Raw genomic sequence first — 20,383 nt, 5'->3', positions numbered from 1 at the left:
CTTATGACCACCATCATCATCCTCGGCGTGGCCATGTTCACGTTCGTGATCCTGGCCCTGGTGTTCATCCTGCTCGCCGCCAAGGCGAAGCTGGTCAACACCGAGGCCGTCACGATCGGCATCAACGGCGACCCCACCCTGGCGATGCGGGTCCCCGCCGGCAGCACGCTGCTCAACACCCTCGCCAACCAGAAGATCTTCATCCCCTCCGCGTGCGGCGGCAAAGGCAGCTGCGGCGTGTGCAAGGTGAAGGTGCACAAGGGCGGCGGCTCGATGGTCCCCACCGAGGCCGGTCACATCAGCAAGGGCGAGGCTCGCGAGGGCTGCCGGCTGTCGTGTCAGGTCAAGGTCAAGGGCGACATGGAGATCGAGCTGCCGCACGAGATCTTCGAGATCAAGAAGTGGACCTGCAAGGTCCGCTCGAACAACGGCGTCGCCACCTTCATCAAGGAGTTCGTGCTCGAGCTCCCGCCCGGTGAGGTCGTCCCGTTCCGCGCCGGCGGCTACATCCAGATCGAGTGCCCGCCGCACGTCGCGAACTACAAGGACATGATCATCGAGGAGAAGTACCGCGACGAGTGGGACAAGTACAACTTGTGGCGCTACGTCTCGAACTGCACCGAGCACGTCGAGCGCGCCTACTCGATGGCCAACTATCCGGAGGAGTACGGCATCATCATGCTGAACGTCCGGATCGCTACCCCGCCGCCCAAGCTCCCCGACGCCCCTCCGGGCATCATGAGCTCGTTCATCTTCAGCCGGAAGCCGGGCGACCCCGTCGTCATCTCCGGCCCCTACGGCGAGTTCTTCGCCAAGGAGACCAAGAACGAGATGGTCTTCATCGGCGGCGGCGCCGGCATGGCGCCGATGCGCTCGCACATCTTCGACCAGTTCAAGCGCCTCAAGACCGACCGCAAGGTCTCGTTCTGGTACGGCGCCCGCAGCCTCCGCGAGGCCTTCTACGTCGAAGACTTCGACGGCATCCAGCGCGACTTCCCCAACTTCAAGTGGCACCTCGCGCTGTCCGAGCCCAAGCCCGAGGACAACTGGACCGGCTACAAGGGCTTCATCCACCAGGTGCTGCTCGAGAACTACCTCAAGATGCACCCGGCCCCCGAAGACTGCGAGTACTACATCTGCGGCCCGCCGATGATGAACGCCGCCGTCATCAAGATGCTCACCGACCTCGGCGTCGAGCCCGAGAACATCCTGATGGACGACTTCGGCGGCTGAGCCGCCACCTCCTCACGCAGGGCAGCCCCTCGTGACCGATCCACTGAAACAGAAGTACGGGAGCCGGGCCAACGTCCTGCTCCCGCTCTGTCTTTTGCTGTTCGTCGCCCTCAGCGCGTGGCGCCTGTGGCCTTCGGGACAGGTGCCCTCCGCGCCGCAGGTCCAGCAGGCCGGCCCCGTCCAGGTGTTCGCCGGCCCGACGATGGGCACCACCTGGCGCGTCACCGTCGTCCACGAGGGCCGCGACCCCGCGGCGATCCAGCCGATGATCGACGCCGAGCTGGCCGAGATCGATCGCCAGATGTCGACCTGGCGCGACGACTCGGCGATCAGCGAGTTCAACCGCCGCGCCGACACCTCCCCCTTCTCCGCTCCGGCCGGGCTGCTCGCCGTCGTCGCGCTCGCGCAGCAGGTCAGCGAGCGCACCGCCGGCGCCTTCGACATCACCGTCTCCCCGCTCGTCGACGCGTGGGGCTTCGGCCGCCCGGGCCCGGTCTCGGCGCCCACCGACGAGCAGCTCGCGGCCGTGCGCGCCCGCGTCGGCTGGCAGCAGCTGCACGTCGATCCCACCGCCTCGACGCTGCGCAAGGACCAGCCGGAGCTCACCATCACGCTGTCCGCGATCGCCCCGGGCTACGCGGCCGACGTCATCTCCGATCGTCTGGTCGAGCTCGGCTTCCCGCGCCACCTCGTCGACGTCGGCGGCGAGTTCCGGGCCCGCGGCGACGGCCCCGAGGGCCCCTGGCGCCTCGGCATCGAGCGCCCCGACGGCCCCACCGACGAGCGCGTCGTGCAGGAGGTCGTGCCCCTGCGCGACGCCGCGCTCGCCACCTCCGGCGACTATCGCAATTACCGCGAGGAGAACGGCCGCCGGATCTCCCACACCATCGATCCGCGGACCGGACGTCCGATCGATCACACGCTCGCCTCGGTCACCGTCATCCACGACACCGCCGCGCTCGCCGACGCCTGGGCCACCGGGCTCAACGTCCTCGGCCCCGACGACGGCTTCGCGCTGGCCGAGCGCGAGGGTCTGCCGGCCCTCTTCCTCGTGCGCGACGGCGACGGCTTCGCCGCGCGCGCCACGGCGGCCTTCGCGGCCTTGCGCGCGGGGTCGCCGTCCGCCAACCTCAATCCCTGACATGCCCACGATCCTGCTCACCATCGCCGTCCTCGGCGCCGTCATGCTCGGCATGGCCGTCGGCGCCATCTTCGCCGGCAAGTACCTCAAGGGCTCGTGCGGCGGCCTCGCCAACGGCAGCTGCGAGTGCAACGAGACCCAGCGCCGCAGCTGCAGCACCAAGTCGGCGGCCTGAGCGGGCCGTCTGTAGCTGCCTGTAACGACCTGTCGCTCAGGGCATGTCCCTGACGACATGTCCCCAATATCCTGCCCGGTCGACGTGTCGCCGCGGACAGCCGCCCCGCAGATCTGGCGTGCGCGCCGCGGATGAGCGACGATCCTCGGCGGGCATGGTGGAGTTCGACGCGGCGGACCTCGAAGAGCGGCTCAAGGGCCTCGAGCTCGCGCCTGTCCCGGTCTGGGTGCTCGACCCCGACGCGCTGCGGATCCGCTGGGCCAACCAGCCCGCGCTGGCGATGTGGCGGGCGACCAGCCGCGAGGAGCTGTTTCAACGCGACTTCAACGTCGGCATCGACGCCGTGCGCACGCGTCTGATGGCGGCCGTGGCCACGGTCCGCGAGGGCGGCACGTTGTGGGACGAGTGGGCCCTGTACCCCCGCGGCGTGCCCGTCTTCGTCAAGGTCCACTTCGCCCCCGTGCCGCTCGGCGACGGTCGGATCGGCGTCCTGCACCACGTCTACCCGCGCGACGAGGGCCTCGATGCCGGCCAACTGCGCGGGATCCAGGCCCTCTCGCTCACCGCCGTGGTCGTCGCGCAGGCCGAGTTCGACGGCCGGCTCGTCATGAAGAACCCCGCGGCGATCGCCGCCTTCGGCCGGCTCGCCGACGACTGGCCGGCGTGGTTCGTCGATCGCCGCGAGGCCGAGGCGATGCTCACGGCCGCCGCCGCCGGCGAGAGCGCCCGCGGCGAGGTGAAGGTCGCCACCGAGGCAGGCGAGCGGATCCACCTCGTCGAGGTCCGGCCGATCCGCGACGCCGTGACCGGCCAGATGATGGCGCTGATCCAGCACACCGACGAGACCGCGCGGCACGGCGCCGAGGTCGAGGCCGCCCGGCACCAGCGCCTGGCCGAGGAGCTCGACCGCACCCTCACCCTCGTCGATCGCCAGCGCCGCGAGATCCTCGCCCTCTCCGCCCCGCTGCTCGAGGTCGACGCCCACGTCCTCGCCGTCCCGCTGATCGGCGTGTTCGACGGCGAGCGCGGCGCCGACCTCGAGGCCAGGGTGTTGCCGGCGATCGGCGAGCGCCGCGTCCACACCGTCTTGCTCGATCTCACCGGCTCGTCCGCGCGCGACGCCGGCGGCGCCGGGCAGCTCGTGCGCCTCGTGCGAGCGATCCGGCTGCTCGGCGCGCGCACGATCCTCACCGGCATAGGTCCCGCCCTCGCCACCGCCCTCGTCGACGCCGGCTTCGACGGTCGCGAGACCCCCTTCGCCCGCTCGCTGGCCGACGGCCTCCGCCTCGCGCGGGCCTGATGCCGCGCTCGGGCCCCGCTATCCTGACGGACATGCGACGGGCCCTCGCGGCGTGCGTGTTGGCCGGCGGCTGCGGCGGCGACGATCAGGCCGGCGGCACGCAGTCCGGCGCGGGCACCACCGCCACCAGCGACGTCGGCCTCAGCTTCCTGCCGACCGGCGACGGTCCGCGCCTCGACTTCGGCATGCTCGACCTCGGCGCCGCCGACTGCGGCCTGCACAACGGCGACCTCGGCCTCTCCTTCATCTGGATCGCCAACAGCACCGAGGGGACCGTGTCGAAGATCGACACCCTCGATCTCGCGGAGCGCGGCCGCTACGTCGTGCGTCCCGATGGCGCCGGCAACCCCTCGCGCACCTCCGTCAACCTGTCCGGCGACGTCGCCGTCGCCAACCGCAACGGCGGCATCACCAAGATCCACGCCTTGCCCGAGCGCTGCGCCGACAGCAACGGCACGCCCGGGATCCAGACCGCCGAGGGCAGCGAGTTTTTGCCGTGGGGCGTCGAGGAGTGCATCGCCTGGTACACGCCCATGACCTACGTCAGCCAGCGCCCGGTCGCCTGGACCGCCGGCGTCTTCGATCCCGCGGCCTGCACCTTCCGCGAGCAGAAGCTGTGGACCGCCGGCATGAACACCCCCGGCACGATCGACATCATCCGCCTCGACGGTGAGACCGGCGCGGTCGAGGCCGTCGTCACGATCGAAGACGCCTACGTCGACAATTACGGCATCTACGGCGGGGCCGTCGACGCCCGCGGCAACTTCTGGGGCTCCCAGGTCGGCCAGGCCAAGCTGCACTTCGTCGACTACGAGACCCTCGAGCACAGGAGCTGGGACCTCGAGGTCGGCGCCTACGGCATCACCGTCGACTCGCGGGGCTACGTGTGGACCTGCGCCGGCAACGCCTCGCGCTTCGATCCCGCGACCGAGACCTGGCAGCGGGTGCTCGCCGGCGAGTACGGCGGCTGCATGGAGGACGGCCGCGGCACCCTCTACAAGGCCACCCCCGGGGGGATCGTCGCCATCGACACCACCACCCTCGAGATCGAGCGCACCTACGCCCTGCCGCAGCACATCCACGGCATCAGCGTCGACTTCTACGGCTACGTCTGGGGCGTGTCGCAGGGCTCGCAGGCCTACCGCCTCGACCCGGCCGACGGCAGCTTCGAGACCGTCGGCGGCCTGGTCGGCGCCTACACCTACAGCGACATGACCGGCTTCGCCCTGCGCTCCGTCAGCGTCCCCTGATCGCGTCCATCAGTGTCCCCGAGGACATGTCCGAACAGCCATTCCCTCTCGTACATGTTCCAAAAATCATGTCCTCGAGAACAGCACACGGCGCCGCCCGCTCGCTCACCGCCGCGCCGCCAGCAGCTCGACCAACTGCGCGCTGAGCACCCGGTACAGCGCCGAGGCCTCGCCCGCGAGCGCGGCCTCGTGGCGCTTCAGCGCCGCCAGATCGCCGCGCGCGGCCGGGCCCGACACCCCGTGCGGCATCCCGAGCGCCAGCAGGTTGTCGAGCGCCGAGCGCAGCAGCTCGCCGAGCGCCCGCGTCGTCGTCGGCCCCGGCAGCCCGAGCGAGCGCATCGTCTCGGCCGCTCGTTCGGCCAGCACCGCCACGTGGTTGCCGGCCAGCGCGCAGGCCGCGTGGTAGCGCGTGCGCTGCTCCGCGTCGAGCCCCTGCAGGTCGAGGTGCGCCTGCGGCCCGATCCAGCGCAACGCCACCGCGCGCGCCTCCCGATCGCCCTCGAGGCCGAACACGCACGAGCCGAGGCGGCTGCTGGCCCGCTCGCGCCGCAGGCTGCAGATCGGGTGCAGCGTCCCGACCGGGTGGCCCGCCGCCGCCGCCGCCGCCAGGCCCTCGCGCGCCACCACCGACCCGGCCGCGTGCAGCACCGGCACGCGCGGCGCTCCGCGGCGCACCAGCGCCTCCGCCGCCGCCCGGAGCCACCCGTCCTGTCCCAGCAGCCAGATCCCGTCGGGTGTCCCTACGGGCAGCTCACCTGTCCCATCGACCAGCCCGCGCGCCGACCCGACCGCCGCCGTCCACCCGCGCTCGCGCAGCCACGGCTCGGCGTGGGTCGACACGTTGCCGCGCCCGAACAGCCACACGTGGCCCGCGTGCCCGCCGCGGATCCGCTTCAACACGGCGGCCGGGACCGCCATCGTCAACGCCTCCTGCGCCTCCGGGTCGTCGCCCGCGGCCAGCCACGCGCGCACCGCCGTGCTGCTGATCTCGGGCAGCGCGCAGTCCTCCGCGTCGGCGAAGCCGACCCGCGGCACCACGATCGGCGAGAACTCCGCCGCGATCTCGGCCGCGCGATGCCAGCGCGCCAGCTCGCCGCGGACCACGATGTCCGAGCCGACCACCAGCCGCACCGCGAACCCCGGGTGCTCCTCAGCCACCGCGCGCAGCAGGTCGTAGCTGTAGCTCGGCCCCTCGCCGCCGCGCCGGGCCGCCAGCCGCGCCTCGACGTCGCTGACCTCGACCGTCTCGGCCTGGCTCGCCATCGCCAGCCGCGTCAGCGCCAGACGATCGGCGAACGGCATCATCTGCTTGGCGAACGGGTGCGACCAGCACGGCGCCACCAGCACCCGGTCGGCCAGCCCGCGCGCCAGCAAGTAGGTCGGGATCAGCGCGTGTCCGAGGTGCGGCGGATCGAAGCTGCCGCCGAGGACGGCGAGGACGGGACGCTCCATGCGCGACGGATCGTCCCAGCCTTCCTGCGGCGCGGCAAGTCGACCGCGCGCCGCGCCTCACTCCGGGTACAGCAGGAACTCGCGCCGCCGCGCCACGAAAGCCGCGCGCGCCGGCTCCTGGCTGGCCGCGATGTCCGCCAGCGGCGCCTGGGCCTCGATGGCCGCGCGCAACCACGACCCGCCCGCCAGCAGATCGATCGCCGGGCGGTCGGCCACGAACTCGTACGGCTCCGTCCGCCAGCGCATCGCCCCCTGTCCCAAACGCCAGGTCGCGCGCAGCACCGCCCAGGTCGTGCGCAGGCTGCGGACCGCCGCCGGCGCGACCACGTGCAGCTGGACCCCGCCGCAGCGGCGCCCCGCGAACTTCTGGAACATCGGCTTGAACCCGAGCGGCCGCACCTGCAGCCCCGGGAGCGCGTCGTCGTCGGCCAGCAGCGCCTGCGCGAGCGCCTGTCCTTCGAGCCAGGGCGCGCCGAAGATCTCGAACGGCCGGGTCGTCCCGCGCCCCTCGCTGAGGTTCGTCCCCTCGAGCAGGCACTGCCCCGGGTACACCAGCGCCGCGCCCATCGTCGGCATGTTGGGCGACGGCAGCACCCACGGCAGACCTGTCTCGAAGAACAGCATCGAGCGGCCCCACCCGGCGCACTGCAGCACCTCGAGCCCGCGCTCGCCCACGCGCCCGCGCTCGAGGATCGCCATGCGCGCCAGCTCGCCGAGCGTCATCCCGTGGCGCACCGCCACGTCGTGCAGCCCGACGAAGCTCTCCTCGTTCGGCGCGATCGCCCCGCCCTCGACCTGCTCCGCCAGCCCGCCGATCGGGTTCGGGCGGTCGAGGATCAGCACCCGCAGCCCCGCCAGCAGCGCCACCTCGGCGGCCAGCACCGCCGTCCACACATATGTGTAGTAGCGGCTGCCGATGTCCTGCAGATCGACGACCAGCCAGGCCGCCCCGTGGAACATCTCCGGCGTCGGGCTCAGGCTGGCGAACGTCTCGCCGTAGAGGCTGTAGGCCGGGATCGTCGCGCGCGGCGCCTCGCCGGCCACCGCTTCCATGTCCTGCGCCGCCGCGTCGAGCCCGTGCTCGGGCCCCAGCAGGCTGACCACGCGCGCCCCGAGCCGCGCCATCACCGACGTCGCGTGCTCGAGCTGCCCCGTCACCGACGCCGGGTGGCACAGCAGCGCGATCGGCTGGTCGCGCAGCGCCGGCCCCTCGCCGCGCAGCAGGCGATCGAGCCCCGTCAGGACCGCGGGCGCGCGAGCACCTGCCCCTTCAGACACATCATGAGCGAGCACGCCACCGCTATAGCGGTCCGCCGCCCCGCTCGCCAATTCTCGGGCGGACGCGCGCCCGGTGCCGCCCGTATTTGCGGCTTTCTTGGGCAGCCTGCCGGGGCTTGGCATCCTACCTGTATGCGCGATCCCCTGGCGCCCATCCCCTCGCCCACTGCCAGCCCGAACTTCTGGGACACGGCACTGCTGCCCCGCGGCACGCGCGTCGGCGGCGACGAGCCGGTCGAGGAGTTCTCGCCGCTGCGCCTGTTGCAGCGCGACCAGGGCGACACCCACGGCCTCGATCGCCGCAGCCGTCGTCGCGTCGGCGGCCGGGCTCCGGACACCGACCACCACGGCAGCGCGCGCCTGATCTCCTCCGTGCACACCGTGCGGCGGGCCCTCCTCGGCCTCTCGACCGCGCACGGCTGGGCCCTCGTGCACACGCTGACCGTCGCCCCGACCGGCCTCCTCGTGCACCTCCTCGACCTCTTGAGCCCCGGGCTCAACCCGGATCTGCGCGACCAGGGCCGCTCCTTGCTCGCGCGGATCGCCCCGCTGCTCGGCGCCCCGCTGCGCCCGCGCGCCACGCATCGCCCCGGCTCGCCGCTCGCCACCATCGGCGGGTGTCTGCTCGCGCCGCGGGTCGTCGCCGATCTCTCGAGCTGGGCCTCGCAGCCGAGCGCGCGCCGCGGGACCACGCGCGCGGGTCATGGCGCCTTCGCCGTCACCTTGCTGGCGCCTGCTCGCACCGGCGTCGTCCGCATCGAGGGCGAGCTGGTGCCGATGACCGATCCACAGCCGCAGGTCCTCGCGGTGGCCCTCTCGCCTCGGGCGCTCGCCGAGCTCGGACGCAGCTTGCAGTGGCCCGAGGGCGGCCCGGCCCGCGCCGAGGTCGAATGAACGTCGTGCGCGACGCGGCGAGATCCGCTCACGTGTGCCCACGTTTTTGTCCGCGATTGTCGTGAACGGGCTCGCGTGCGCCGGAAAAGTTCGGTAGAACGCGGTCCTCTGCCCCCAGAGGAGCATTGACGCTGCTTTGCCTTGTCTCTATCCTCGCGGGCAACATCTCTGGCGTATCACTTCGACACGCCAGCGATTCGCGCTCCCAGGGCCCCTCCAGGCCCGTTCGCTCCACGGCCCTCCGGGCCCACGGCCCACCGGCCTGCATCTGTTCTTCCCGGCCCATCGGGCCTGTAGCGTGACTACCAAGGGGATCCGGCCTTGAACGCACCCAAGAAACCAGGAACCGACCTCAGCGCCCTCAAGGCGCGCCTCGCCAAGAAGACGGACGCGGCCGCACCGCCTCCCGCCGAGCCGGCCGCGCCGGCGGCAGCCGCACCGGCGGCGCCGAAGGCGGCTCCTCCGGCCCGTCCGCCCTTCAAGAAGTCGCCGCCGGCCGCGGCCGATCTTCCTGCGCCCGGCGAGACCGCCCCGATCGACATCCCGCCTCCCGGTGAAGTCGCCGCGCCCGCGCCGATCGACATCCCCGCGCCCGGCGAGGTCGCCCTGCCGCCGCAGCCGGCTCCGGTCGCCGCGGCGGCCGCGGCCGTGCCCGCCCCGCGCAAGGCCATCGACGACGGCACCCCGTTCGGCAGCAGCGCCGGCTCCTTCGATCCGAACGCCGGCATCCTCGACGGCGGCGAGGTCGCGCCCAAGGGCAACCGCGGCATCGTGATCCTCGCCGCCGGCGGCGCGCTGGCCTTCGGCGTCGCGCTCGGCTGGATCGGCCATCAGATCACGTCCAAGGGCGAGGTCAAGGCCGTCGCCATGAAGAAGGGCAACGACATGCTCACCGAGGCCACCAAGGTCTCGGACATGCGCAAGGGCATCTCGCTCAAGATCGACGAGCTGCAGAAGCTGGTCTCGACCGATCCCGCCAAGGGCGCCGAGGAGCTGACCAACCTCCTCAAGACCAACTTCGAGAAGAGCCCCAAGGTCGACGACCTGTTCGGCTGGCAGCTCGCGGGCATCGGGCCCGAGGGCATCCGCCGCACCTTCGACCTCTACGAGGAGGCCAACGGCCTGCGCCTCGACCTCGGCTACCTGGTGAACTTCGTCGCCGGCAACGCCAAGGCGCTCACCGACAACGGCGGCCCGCGCGTGTTCGCCATCAAGTTCAAGAAGGGCGACCTCGTCCTGGTCGAGCGCGGGGAGCCCGTGTGCGGCGACGCGGCCTGTCCCGAAGGCAAGGAGGGCGACGCCACCGGTTACAAGGTCCGCGAGGCCGTGAACCAGGAGTTCACCGTCGCTGCCCGCGGCACCGACGAAGGCGAGGTCCTGCCGCTCTCCGCCGACAGCCAGATCTACGGCTACGTCGTCGGCCTCAACCCCGAGAACAACGCCAAGCTGGTGGCAGCGTCCCTGTTCGCCAAGGTCAAGGCGCGCCTCGAGGAGATGAGCAAGGCCGAGGGTCGCGCGCTCAAGGCTCTCAAGAGCTACTCCGAGGACCCGAACTTCGACGGCGGTGGGCCCGCCGATCCCGGCGCCGACTGAGTGCAGTCGGGATCACAGCCCCCCGCTCCACCCGCCGGCTCCGCTGCCGCCGACGCCGTCCCTTCGCGATCCGCAGGCTCCGAAGGGACGCGACCCCCGAGCCCTCCGCCGCCGCCGCCATCGTCGCGGCGCCGAGGGCCCGCGGGTCCGTCACCGCTCGCGCCGGTCTCACGGCTGTGGGTCGTCAATCCGGCGCGCGCCGGCCTGTTCGGCTGGCTCCTGCGCTACTACGTGTTCGCGGCCGCCTGCGCCGCCGTCGGCCTCGGCTACGTCGGCGTGCGGGTCTATCGCGCCTATGACGCCGCCCTGCCCGACATCGCCGACGTCGAGCGGTACGACGCCCTCGCGCCCGGCGTCACCCGGATCTACGCCGCCGACGGCAGCGTCCTCGCCGAGCTGGCGCGCGAGCACCGGGCCTACGCGCCGATCGACGAGATCCCCGACCGCCTGATCCAGGCCTTCCTCTCGGTCGAGGATCGCCGCTTCTTCACCCACGCCGGCCTCGACTGGCGCGGCCTCGCCCGCGCCACGCTGGCCAACCTGCGCTCCGGCACCGTCATCCAGGGCGGCAGCACGATCACGCAGCAGGTCGCCAAGGGCTTCCTCAGCGACGAGCGCACCCTCGACCGCAAGCTGCGCGAGGCGCTGCTGTCGCTGCGGATCGAGGGCCGCCTCGGCAAGTGGCGGATCCTCGAGATCTACCTCAACAAGATCTTCCTCGGTCACGGCGCCTACGGCGTCGCCGCGGCCGCCAGCCGCTACTTCGGCAAGGAGCTGCACGAGCTCACCCTCGCCGAGGCCGCGCTGATCGCCGGCCTCGCGCGCGCTCCCTCGCGCTACAGCCCGATCGCCAGCCCCGAGCGCGCGCTCAAGCGCCGCTCCGTCGTGCTGCAGGACATGGTCGAGGCCGGCGCGATCACCCCCGAGGAGCGCGACGCCGCCGACGACGAGCCGCTGCGCCTCGCCGCCCAGCCGCCCGACGTGTTCCGCCTGCGCGCCCCCTACTACGCCGAGCACGTGCGGCGCGAGGCGGGCCTGCGCTTCGGCGAGGCCGCGGTGCTGCAAGACGGCCTGCAGATCGAGACCGCGGCGCAGCTCGAGATGGGCGCCCAGGCCCACGCGGCCATCGACTCCGCGCTGCGCCGCATCGACCGCCGCCAGGGCTGGCGCGGCCCGGTCGCGCACCTGTCCGACGAGACAGCCCAGGCCACGCTGCTCGAGCGGACCTCGGCCGAGTACGGCGACGACGCCCTCACCGCCGAGCCGACCCGCTGGCGCCTCGCGCTCGTCACCGAGGTCAACGCCAAGCAGGCCAAGCTGCGCGTCGGCAAGGCCGAGGTCCTGCTGCCGCTGAAGAAGATGGCCTGGGCCTCGCGCTACGACCGCAACACCGGCGTCAACGACGTCAAGATCACCCGCGTCGACGAGGCGATCGAGGCCGGCGACGTGTTGTGGGTGCGGCCGGCGCAGAAGCGCCGCAGCGTGATCGCCGAGATCGACGACGAGGCCGCCGCCGCCGAGAGCGCCGCCAATGACTCCGGGGACATGTCCGCAGGGGCAGCTGCGCTCGAGCCGCCCGACGCCGCCACCGGCCTGCCGATCGTCGAGCTCGGCCAGGTCCCGCGCGTCGAGGCCGCCATCTACGCGATGGCCCACGACACCGGCCAGGTCGAGGCGATGGAGGGCGGCCTCGACTACGACCGCTCGCAGTTCAACCGCACCACCCAGGCCTGCCGCCAGCCCGGCAGCGTGTTCAAGGCCATCTACTACGCCCTCGCGCTCGACGGCGGCCACTGGAACATGGGCTCGGTGCTCGAGGACAAGCCCTACGTGCCCGAGCCGGGTGAGTCCTGGAACCCGCAGAACATCGGCCAGACCCTCGACGGCAAGGTCCTGCTGCGCACCGCGCTGATCAAGTCGCTCAACCTGCCGTCGATCCGCCTGTTCGTCAGCCTCGGCGCCGACAAGGTGGTGCCGTGGGCCCGCCGCCTCGGCTTCACGACGGAGCTCATCGCCGACCGGGCGCTGTCGCTCGGGGCCTCGTGCGTGCGCACCGACGAGCTGTCCCGCGCCTTCTCGATCTTCGTCCGCGGCGGCTCGTGGATCGATCCGGTCTACATCCGCCGCGTGGTCGACAAGCGCGGCCAGACGCTGCTCGACCAGCGCCACCCGCTCGACGCCGGCCTCGACGTCGCAGGCCGCCTCGACCGCATGGGGACGCTGGCGGTCAGCGGCCCGCGCCAGGTCGTCGACGACCGCACGGCCTTCCTCATCACCCGCCTGATGCGCGAGGTGGTGACCGCAGGCATCGGCGGCCGCGCGTCGCAGATCGGGGTGCCGGCCGGCGGCAAGTCGGGCACGGCGTCGAAGAACGCGTACACGACCGACACGTGGTTCGTCGGCTTCACGTCGCGCCACACGACCGCGGCCTGGATGGGCGACGACACCTACGAGCGCTCGCTCGGCGACGAGGACGCGAGCTACACGACGGCGACGCCCATGTGGACGCAGTTCATGGCGGGGGTCGTCGCCGGGATCCCGCACGAGAACCTGCCGCTGCACCGGCCGCCCGGCATCAGCAGCCGCAACGTCGACGCCCGCACCGGCGAGGAGCCGACGGCCGGGATGCCCTCGGCGACGCTCTACTTCAAGGACTGACCTCGAGGGCATGTCCTTCGCGGCATGTCGTCGTCGACATGCCTTCGATGACATGTCCTTGACGACATGTTGCTTGGAGCAGGCGCGGGGCTCGAAGATTGGCTCGACGGCGGGCACGGCGCGGCGAATTGGGCCCCTCGCTCGGCGGGCCCCTACCGGTTCACGTGCTCCGCGCTGTCTCTTCGGACAGGAGCATCCTGAGCGCACGCCAGTCTCCTGCGCGACGGACTGTGCGCCTGCGCGCGCTGAACCGCGTCTCCGTCCCACCGGCGTCCCAATTCGCCGCGCCGCGCCCGCCTGAGAAGACCGTCGCCGGCCCCGCTCGTCCCCGTGCGGCAGCCCTCTCTCGCGTTCGACGGAGCGGAAGACCGGCACTGTCACTTTGGCCAAATACTCCGCCCTCGCCGAGCTCACCGAGGTCCTGCCACCCACACGCCGGGCCGCGAGCTCCGTCGCTCGGGGGGCGTGGCCCTTGCGCGGGTGCGGCGTTCGGGCGGCAGAACGCGCGGCGCGCTCGTCGTCGAGCGGCCGGGCGCGGTTCAGAACCAGGTCGAGAGTCCGAGCGTCGCGGCCAGCGTGAACGACTGGGCGGTGCGGCCCCAGGTCGGCGGCGGCGTGTTGGGCGGCACGATGGGGCCGCCGGCGCGGCCGATGCCGTGGACCCAGCGGTAGTCGAAGGTCAGGCCGAAGTCGACGGAGAAGTACTGGTTGACGAAGGCGTGGGCGCCGAAGCCGACGCCGACGAGCGGGGCCATCGCGCCGGTGCGGAACCAGTTGGGGCCGTCGTTGGCGGTCACGGTGGCGCCGGTGAAGCCGGTGCGGAGCAGGATGAACGGGAGGATCGGGCCCTCGGCGATCGGCAGGAACTCGATGTACGGCGTGAAGGTGCCGACGAACGAGGTGGTCGAGTCGTCGTTCTCGCCGTCGTCCGGGTTGTTGTTGCGGTCGAACGAGTGGCTGAGGTTCATGCCGAAGCGCGCGCCGAGGATCAGGTGGCGATGGATGCCGTAGCCGACGCCGAGCGCGATGACGGACGCGCCGCCGATCGGGTTACCGTCGATGGTGACCGGGCGACCGGCGCCGAAGCCGATGACGTTCCAGCGCGGGTTCGCCGGGTTCGGGGCCTGGCCCGGGTCGAGGTACGGACGGCCGTGCGTCCACGACAGCACCTCGGTGTCGAGGTGAACACGGACCTTGCCCGCCGGCGCGACCTTGGCCGCCTCCGCGGTGTTTGCGATGGACCCCAGGGCGCAGACGAGCGAGACGGTGAGTGCGAGTCGATGGAGCTTCATGCCCGGCCAGGGTAGGCCACGCGCGCCGGCGAGCCAAGCATCGGGTGCTTGTCGCGATCGCGGCTTCGAGGCTACTCTCGCGGGCGAGAGGCCGCCACGTGGGCCGAGGCACGAGCACTTCGCCCAGTCTGGTAGGGCATTTGATTTGAGATCAAAGGGTCGCGGGTTCAAATCCCGTATTGTTCACCACCGCCGCGGTCGGGCGGCCTCTCGCTAGTTCTTTCGCTCGCTCGCTCGCGCGGCCGCACTCGCGGCCGTGCGGCGGCAGCTCGCGTGCTTGCGGCGACGACCCCTCGTCCTGCAGCGACCTCGACCGTCGCCCCCAGCCCGCGGGGACCGCGTGCACCAGCGCAGCGACTGCCGGCCGAGATTCACATCACCGACCAAGAGCACCAGCGCGGCGGCTCCGGGCGCACGAGCGGCGCGCGTGATTGACCGATCCAGGCACCTCGCCTACTGTCCCTCGCGAGCGCCTTCGCATGGCCCGTGCCATCGCTCGTTCGCCCTCCCCCTCACCGACGAGAGCCGCATGACCGCCGCCACTCGAGCCGATTCGCGCGCCGCCACCCCCGAGCGGATCCTCTCCCTCGATCGTCTCGCCGCTCTCTCGAGCGACGCCCTCCGCGGGCTCTATGCGCGCGGCTCCGTGCCCGACGATCTCACCGCGCTCGCCGGTCGACCCAAGGGCCGCATGCTGGCCGTCCGCGGCCTCGAGCACGGCCCCGCCGGCCGCCTGCTGCGCAGCCTCGCCCGCAGCCCCAAGTTCCCGTGGGACGGCAAGAGCTTCTTCGCCGACAGCCCCGACGAGGGCCGCGGCATCAACCGCGTCAACCTCGTCGTCCGCCGCTTCGAGTGGTTCCCGTTCACCACCCGCGTCGAACCATCGGTGCTCGACGGCCAGCCGTGCGTCTACCTCGACTACGAGCAGCCCGGCAACCCCTGGTTCATCGCCCGGATCCGCGACGAGATCCGCGAGGTCGCGCCCGACCTGTACCTCGGGCCAGCCATGTGGAAGCGCGGCCGCGGCCGCGCCGCGCACCTGCTGTGGTTCGCCGTCGACTTCGGCACCCCCGCGACGCCGTGAGCCCGGCGCGGACCCGGCCAGTCCCACGGGACATGTCCCGCAGGACACGCCGGGCGGCGCACCGCCGCTCGAATCGACTGAACGTACAGGTCGCCCGAGACCGAAGCCCCGCCGACTCGCGCGGCTTCGCCCCGGGGGGAACTCCTGCGCGCGAATTCGCCGCTTGTGGGCGCGCCGCCGACGGCGCCAAAGTGGCGGGTATGACTTCGCATCGGCCTCGACTCCTCGCTCTGCTCTGTCTTCCCCTGCTCGCGTGCGGCGACGATCAGACCGGTGAGTCCACCCAATCGTCGACCGTCACGATGACGGGGACCCCCTCGACGCAGACGATGGGGAGCACCGTGACGGAGGGCGGGTCGATGTCCGCGACCGACACCGAGACCGGCGGCTCGAACAGCGCGACGATGACGGGTGTGCCGACCACGGGCACGCCGACCGGCACGACGACGACCACCACCGGCGATCCCACCGACACGAACACCGACACCAGCACCACCGAGGGCGTGCAGACCTCGACCGGCACCACGACCGACCCGCAGGTCGCGATGTGCGGCAACGGCCTGCTCGAGATGGGCGAGGAGTGCGACGACGGCAACGTGATCGACAAGGACACCTGCTCGAACGCCTGCACCAAGGTCCCCTGCGAGGAGCAGGAGGGCGTGGGCGAGCTGCTCAGCTACATCTGGATCGCCAACAGCACCCAGAACACGGTCAGCAAGATCAACACCTTCACCGGCGTCGAGGAGGGCCGTTACTACGTCGAGGGCGGCAGCCCGTCGCGCACCAGCGTCAACCTGCTCGGCGACGTCGCCGTCTCGAGCCGCGACCCCGGCGGCGTCACCAAGATCGCCGCGCGCAAGATCGACTGCGTCGACCTCAACGGCAACGGCATGATCGACACCTCGACCGGGCCGAACGACATCCTGCCTCTCGGGACAGACGAGTGCGTGCTGTGGCGCAAGCCGCTGCCCTCGCCCGGCTACACCTACGGCGCGCGCGCGACCGCCTGGGAGGGCACCAAGCCCGACCCCGACACCTGTCAGTACCCGCAGCCGCGGCTGTGGTTCGGCTGGATGGACGCGCAGAACACCGCCCACATCGAGCGCGTCGACGGCACCACCGGCGCCACCCTCGACACCGTGCTGTTCCCCAACTGGGGCCCCGGCTACAGCCCCTACGGCGGGGCCGTCAACGCCGACGGCGACTTCTTCGTCACCGGCCTCAGCACCCAGCCGGCGATCATGATCGACGCCGAGACCCTCGCCGTCACCAACTTCGGCGTGCCGCAGGGCTGCAAGTACGGCATGACCCTCGACAAGAACGGCAACATCTGGAACGGCGGCTGCAACGACAGCAGCGTCTACCTCTACGACATGCAGGCCCAGGCCTGGTCCAACATCGGCAACGCCGGCGGCTCGCGCGTCAACGGCATGATGGCCGACGGCGCCGGCAACGTGTGGGGCGCCGGCAGCAGCCCGTGCCGCCTCGTCCACATCGACGCCGACAGCAAGACCTACGTCAACAACAACATCCCGATCCCCGGCTGCTCGAACCCGTGGGGCGTCAGCATCGACATCGAGGGCTTCGTGTGGGTCGTCGACATGTCGGCCAACGTCGCCTTCAAGATCGACCCCGTCACCTACCAGACCGTGCTCACCGTCACCGGCCTGGTCGGCCCCTACACCTACTCGGACATGACCGGCGCCGCGCTCAACGCCCAGATCAACCCGCAGTGAGCCGGCGGCGCGGCCCGGCGCCCATCTGCCCGAAAAGTCATGTTCGTCGCGCCCGGCGCCGGCCGCGACGCGCGCTCGCGCCCGGCGCCGCGTGGCATACTGCCGGGCCGTGCTCCGTCGCTTCGCCCTCCTCGGCGACATCCACGCCGAGGATCGCCGCCTCGCCCTCGCACTCACATGGCTCAAGGGACAGGCGATCGACGCCGTCCTCGCCGTCGGCGATCTGTGCGACGGCCACGGCGACCTCGACCGCTGCTGCGCCCTGCTGGCGGCCCACCGCGTGCTGGCCGTGCGCGGCAACCACGATCGCTGGCTCCTCGGCGACGAGCTGCGCGGCCTGACGAACGCGCACCAGGCCGTCGACCTCGCGCCCGCGACCCTCGCCTACCTCGCCGCGCTGCCGCCGACGCGGCGCCTCGCCACCGCGCGCGGCGACCTCCTGCTCGGCCACGGCGTCGGCCCCGACGACATGGTCCGCCTGCGCCCGCACCACAGCGGCTACGACCTCGAGGCGAACCTCGCCCTCGCCGACCTGCTCGCCGATCGCTCGCTGCCGCTGGCCGCCGGCGGGCACACCCACCAGCGCATGGTCCGCGCGTTCGCCAGGCCGGCCGGCTCGCCGCTGGTCTTCATCAACCCCGGCACCCTCCACTCCGACTATGACAGCGGCTTCGCCGTCGTCGACCTCGAGCAGGGGCACGTCGCCTACTTCGACCTCGTCGAGCGGCCCGACGACTCGCTCGCGGTCGAGCCGGCCGAGGTCACCCCGCTGCCCGCCGCCTGACGCCTCGCAGGACATGTCCTTGAGGACATGCCCTCAGGCCCATGTCGATGCCCGGGTCTACGTGAACCACCGCGCCAGCTCGTCGCCGCTGGCCGGCGGGTCGTCCTTGACCGGCTGCAGGTCGGCGAAGATGTTGTCCTCCGCCGCTCCGGTCGACAGCGGGCGCCACGGCGGCACCCCGGGCTTGACGCCGCAGAAGTACTTCATCGTCTGCACGTCGAGGAAGCGGACGTGGGTCGGGTCCGCCACCGCGTTGACGAAGCGCCAGTGGGGCGACAGCACGTGCAGCACCCCGGCGGGGCGCAAGATCCGGTGGAGCTCGCGCATCAGCCCCACCAGGTCGCGGATGTGCTCGAGCACGTGCACGGCGAACACGTGGTCGAAGCGATCGTCGGCGAACGGCAGGCGCGCCTCGAGGTCGGCCACGCAGTCGACCCCCGGGCCGGCCTCGCAGTCGAGACCGATCGCCCCCGGCACCTGCTTGGTGGCGCCGCAGCCGATGTCCAGCACCTCCAGCCGCTGGCCTGCCAGCCCGATTCGATCCCACACCGCGAACAGACCCGCCTGACGGCGCAGCAGGTCGCGGAGGAGCCGCCGCTGGGCCTCCGAGTCGACCTCGCCGGCCACGTGCGCCACGCCGCCGCGCACCGTCACGTCGAGCACGATCCCCGCGGTGCGGCCGTCGTGGGCCAGCGTGTCGCGCAGCTCCGCCGCGATCGCCTCGTCGCGCAGCCGTCGCCAGGGGAAGGCGTACGGGTCGGAGCGGGTCTCCAGGTCGTTCATGGCGGCTCTCCTGCTTCGCCGACGACCGCGGTCGGCCGCGTCAGCATGAGGCGAGTCGCCGGCCGGCGAGTGTGACGCGGCGACGTCGAAGCGGCCGCGCCTGCTGGCCGAGTCGAGCGGACGAGCGGCGGCGCCGGGACGCTTGCCCGCCCGGCGCCTTCGCGCCGGGCGCATGTCCCCGGACCCCGGCGCGCCGGCGCGACCGATCAAACACATGTCCATCGAGACATGTCTTGAAGTCCATACGACACCCACTCCCGGGGCTCGTCCGCGCGCCTCCGACACGACGACCACCGCCGCGCCGACCACCACGGCCGGACGCCCTGCCGCCGGTCGCGCTGTGAACGATCGGGCATGGCGCCAAGACCATGCCCGATCCGACATGCCGCGAGGGCCATGCGCTGAAGGACATGTCCCTCGTCACATGCCCCGGGGCGTCACAGGCACTCGTTGCGCGGGTCGCCGGGCTCGTGGCACTTGAGGCACACGCGGTGGTTGCGGGCCGCCAGGGCCGAGCAGCGCATCGACGCCGCGAAGCCGGGCCCGTGCGGGCTGACGTTCAGGCCCGGCCTGGCCGCCCCGGTGGTCGCGTGGCAGGCCAGGCAGCTGTCCTCGGTGTGGCAGCTGGCGCAGGTGGCGATGTTGCGCTGGGCCGCGAACGCGTGGCTCTGCGGCGAGTCGGGCGGGCCCTCCCAGCCGATCGGGTGGAACCGCAGCGACGAGCCGACGCCGAACTTGCTGTCGGGCCCGCCGCCCATGCCGAGCCGCTGGTGGCAGGCCAGGCAGTCGGTCTGCATGCGGTGGCAGGACTGGCAGTCCTGGGTGCTCGCGCGGGCGTCGAGCGCGTGCGTCGTCATGTAGTCGGCCGCGTGGATCCGCATCGGCCGGACCGCGCCCGCGTGGCAGTCGGTGCAGAACGTCTCGTCGTGGCACTGCGCGCACAGGCTCGGGTTGGCCTTGGCGATCCCGCGGTGGTCCTCGACGAACGCGAGGTCGTGCGCCGCGCCCCACGAGCTCTTGCCGCGGGGCACCAGCGCGGGCATGACCCGGTCGCTGAAGCTGCGGGTCGCCAGCTTGCCGTTGGTGTCGGACGGGTGGCAGGTGGCGCACCTGCTCGACGCCTTGACGCCGTCGTGGCACGTCAGGCACGACGCCTCGCTCGGCAGCTGCAGCACCGTCGCCATCCGCACCTTCGACATGTCGCCGTGGCACGACTGACAGTTGGCGCCGGCCGTCAGGTGCTTCTTGTGCGAGAAGTTGAGGTTGGCCTTGGGCGCGCGCAGCGTCGCCGTCACGCGCCCGGCCGACAGGCGCGTGTGGCACAGCCCGCAGTTGGCCGGCTCGGTCGCCGGCCGCGGGTGCTGCGGCCCGTGGCAGCTGTCGCACACCGCCCCGGTCGGGAAGTTGAAGTCGGCCGCCTTGTCGCTGTCGCCGATCTTCGTGTGGCAGCGCGCGCACGCCAGCCCGAGCCCGAGGTGCTGCCCGTGGTTGAAGCGCAGCGGGATGTCCTGCTCGGGGTACACCGGGCTGCCGCCGCGCATCGGCCCGTGCGTCACCGGGGCGGTCGCCGGGATGTTGCCGCTCGTCAGCCCGCCGCCGGCCTGCACGTAAAGACCTGTCCCGAAGGCCATCCCCATGATCAAGACGATCAGGATGCTCAGGGTGCTGAGCCCCGCGAGCGCCTGCCGCCCTCGCCCGTCTCGCCGCGCCGTGTTCGTGTGCCGCGTCAT

At 72.1% G+C, this 20,383-nt stretch carries 17 protein-coding genes and 1 tRNA gene; 12 read left to right on the top strand and 6 right to left on the bottom strand.

What is annotated here, in order from left to right:
- The first annotated feature begins 3 nt into the window (after positions 1 to 3).
- The 5 genes from nqrF to K7C98_RS25430 all read left to right on the top strand — a co-directional run bounded on the left by nqrF (position 4) and on the right by K7C98_RS25430 (position 5,099).
- Complete coding sequence (gene nqrF / locus K7C98_RS25450; protein ID WP_224194358.1) at positions 4 to 1,233, top strand: NADH:ubiquinone reductase (Na(+)-transporting) subunit F; 1,230 nt, start codon at positions 4 to 6, stop codon at positions 1,231 to 1,233.
- Between the two features lie 31 nt (positions 1,234 to 1,264).
- Positions 1,265 to 2,374 carry an FAD:protein FMN transferase gene (locus K7C98_RS25445; protein WP_224194357.1) on the top strand — a complete coding sequence of 370 codons (1,110 nt, stop codon included), beginning with the start codon at positions 1,265 to 1,267 and terminating at the stop codon, positions 2,372 to 2,374.
- Position 2,375: 1 nt separating this feature from the next.
- Complete coding sequence (locus K7C98_RS25440) at positions 2,376 to 2,549, top strand: hypothetical protein (RefSeq protein WP_224194356.1); 174 nt, start codon at positions 2,376 to 2,378, stop codon at positions 2,547 to 2,549.
- Between the two features lie 154 nt (positions 2,550 to 2,703).
- On the top strand, positions 2,704 to 3,849 hold the full coding sequence (locus K7C98_RS25435; RefSeq protein ID WP_224194355.1) for an STAS domain-containing protein: 1,146 nt from the start codon (positions 2,704 to 2,706) through the stop codon (positions 3,847 to 3,849).
- Positions 3,850 to 3,881: 32 nt separating this feature from the next.
- Positions 3,882 to 5,099 (top strand): hypothetical protein, encoded by a 1,218-nt coding sequence (locus K7C98_RS25430; RefSeq protein WP_224194354.1) that lies wholly within the window; start codon positions 3,882 to 3,884, stop codon positions 5,097 to 5,099.
- Positions 5,100 to 5,204: 105 nt separating this feature from the next.
- Here the strand turns inward: K7C98_RS25430 and K7C98_RS25425 are convergent, their stop codons facing one another.
- Both K7C98_RS25425 and K7C98_RS25420 read right to left on the bottom strand, forming a co-directional pair.
- Positions 5,205 to 6,551 carry a DUF2520 domain-containing protein gene (locus K7C98_RS25425; protein WP_224194353.1) on the bottom strand — a complete coding sequence of 449 codons (1,347 nt, stop codon included), beginning with the start codon at positions 6,549 to 6,551 and terminating at the stop codon, positions 5,205 to 5,207.
- 57 nt (positions 6,552 to 6,608) lie between these two features.
- Complete coding sequence (locus tag K7C98_RS25420; protein WP_224194352.1) at positions 6,609 to 7,844, bottom strand: exo-beta-N-acetylmuramidase NamZ family protein; 1,236 nt, start codon at positions 7,842 to 7,844, stop codon at positions 6,609 to 6,611.
- A 117-nt stretch (positions 7,845 to 7,961) separates the two neighbouring features.
- Between K7C98_RS25420 and K7C98_RS25415 the strand changes: the two genes are divergently transcribed.
- From K7C98_RS25415 to K7C98_RS25405, 3 genes are all read left to right on the top strand, one after another.
- Entirely contained in the window at positions 7,962 to 8,723 is a 762-nt protein-coding gene (locus K7C98_RS25415; protein WP_224194351.1) for a hypothetical protein, read from the top strand.
- A 321-nt stretch (positions 8,724 to 9,044) separates the two neighbouring features.
- Positions 9,045 to 10,316: a hypothetical protein gene (locus tag K7C98_RS25410; RefSeq protein WP_224194350.1), complete on the top strand. Its 1,272-nt coding sequence runs from the start codon at positions 9,045 to 9,047 to the stop codon at positions 10,314 to 10,316.
- Between the two features lie 231 nt (positions 10,317 to 10,547).
- On the top strand, positions 10,548 to 12,974 hold the full coding sequence (locus K7C98_RS25405) for a penicillin-binding protein 1A (protein ID WP_224194349.1): 2,427 nt from the start codon (positions 10,548 to 10,550) through the stop codon (positions 12,972 to 12,974).
- A 539-nt stretch (positions 12,975 to 13,513) separates the two neighbouring features.
- On the opposite strand, the gene K7C98_RS25400 is transcribed toward K7C98_RS25405, so the two are convergent.
- Positions 13,514 to 14,266: a hypothetical protein gene (locus tag K7C98_RS25400; protein WP_224194348.1), complete on the bottom strand. Its 753-nt coding sequence runs from the start codon at positions 14,264 to 14,266 to the stop codon at positions 13,514 to 13,516.
- A 112-nt stretch (positions 14,267 to 14,378) separates the two neighbouring features.
- Between K7C98_RS25400 and K7C98_RS25395 the strand changes: the two genes are divergently transcribed.
- Together K7C98_RS25395 and K7C98_RS25390 are read left to right on the top strand one after the other, a co-directional pair.
- Positions 14,379 to 14,455: transfer RNA gene (locus K7C98_RS25395), tRNA-Ser, on the top strand.
- Between the two features lie 340 nt (positions 14,456 to 14,795).
- A complete protein-coding gene (locus K7C98_RS25390) occupies positions 14,796 to 15,350 on the top strand; it encodes a hypothetical protein (protein WP_224194347.1) in 555 nt (184 codons plus the stop codon).
- A 265-nt stretch (positions 15,351 to 15,615) separates the two neighbouring features.
- Here K7C98_RS25390 and K7C98_RS25385 read toward each other — a convergent pair whose 3' ends face one another.
- Positions 15,616 to 15,804, bottom strand: coding sequence for a hypothetical protein (locus K7C98_RS25385; RefSeq protein WP_224194346.1), 189 nt, complete (start codon positions 15,802 to 15,804; stop codon positions 15,616 to 15,618).
- Here K7C98_RS25385 and K7C98_RS25380 point away from each other — a divergent pair.
- Positions 15,764 to 17,086: a hypothetical protein gene (locus K7C98_RS25380; RefSeq protein WP_224194345.1), complete on the top strand. Its 1,323-nt coding sequence runs from the start codon at positions 15,764 to 15,766 to the stop codon at positions 17,084 to 17,086. The genes K7C98_RS25385 and K7C98_RS25380 overlap by 41 nt on opposite strands.
- A gap of 109 nt (positions 17,087 to 17,195) precedes the next feature.
- The gene (locus K7C98_RS25375; RefSeq protein WP_224194344.1) at positions 17,196 to 17,870 is read left to right on the top strand and encodes a metallophosphoesterase family protein; all 675 of its coding nucleotides are present in this window, start codon (positions 17,196 to 17,198) and stop codon (positions 17,868 to 17,870) included.
- Between the two features lie 57 nt (positions 17,871 to 17,927).
- On the opposite strand, the gene K7C98_RS25370 is transcribed toward K7C98_RS25375, so the two are convergent.
- Both K7C98_RS25370 and K7C98_RS25365 read right to left on the bottom strand, forming a co-directional pair.
- Entirely contained in the window at positions 17,928 to 18,653 is a 726-nt protein-coding gene (locus tag K7C98_RS25370) for a methyltransferase domain-containing protein (RefSeq protein ID WP_224194343.1), read from the bottom strand.
- A 437-nt stretch (positions 18,654 to 19,090) separates the two neighbouring features.
- Complete coding sequence (locus K7C98_RS25365; protein ID WP_224194342.1) at positions 19,091 to 20,383, bottom strand: cytochrome c3 family protein; 1,293 nt, start codon at positions 20,381 to 20,383, stop codon at positions 19,091 to 19,093.

This window comes from Nannocystis pusilla, from assembly GCF_020073745.1.
Classification (GTDB): Bacteria; Myxococcota_A; Polyangia; order Nannocystales; family Nannocystaceae; genus Nannocystis; species Nannocystis radixulma.
Note: the sequence above shows the minus strand (reverse complement) of the source record. Positions and strands in the feature narration are given on the sequence as shown.

Coding starts and splice junctions, on each gene's coding strand:
- nqrF (WP_224194358.1), top strand. CDS start 4: ATGACCACCATCATCATCCTCGGCGTGGCCATGTTCACGTTCGTGATC.
- K7C98_RS25440 (WP_224194356.1), top strand. CDS start 2,376: ATGCCCACGATCCTGCTCACCATCGCCGTCCTCGGCGCCGTCATGCTC.
- K7C98_RS25435 (WP_224194355.1), top strand. CDS start 2,704: ATGGTGGAGTTCGACGCGGCGGACCTCGAAGAGCGGCTCAAGGGCCTC.
- K7C98_RS25430 (WP_224194354.1), top strand. CDS start 3,882: ATGCGACGGGCCCTCGCGGCGTGCGTGTTGGCCGGCGGCTGCGGCGGC.
- K7C98_RS25425 (WP_224194353.1), bottom strand. CDS start 6,551: ATGGAGCGTCCCGTCCTCGCCGTCCTCGGCGGCAGCTTCGATCCGCCG.
- K7C98_RS25415 (WP_224194351.1), top strand. CDS start 7,962: ATGCGCGATCCCCTGGCGCCCATCCCCTCGCCCACTGCCAGCCCGAAC.
- K7C98_RS25400 (WP_224194348.1), bottom strand. CDS start 14,266: ATGAAGCTCCATCGACTCGCACTCACCGTCTCGCTCGTCTGCGCCCTG.
- K7C98_RS25390 (WP_224194347.1), top strand. CDS start 14,796: ATGACCGCCGCCACTCGAGCCGATTCGCGCGCCGCCACCCCCGAGCGG.
- K7C98_RS25370 (WP_224194343.1), bottom strand. CDS start 18,653: ATGAACGACCTGGAGACCCGCTCCGACCCGTACGCCTTCCCCTGGCGA.
- K7C98_RS25365 (WP_224194342.1), bottom strand. CDS start 20,383: ATGACGCGGCACACGAACACGGCGCGGCGAGACGGGCGAGGGCGGCAG.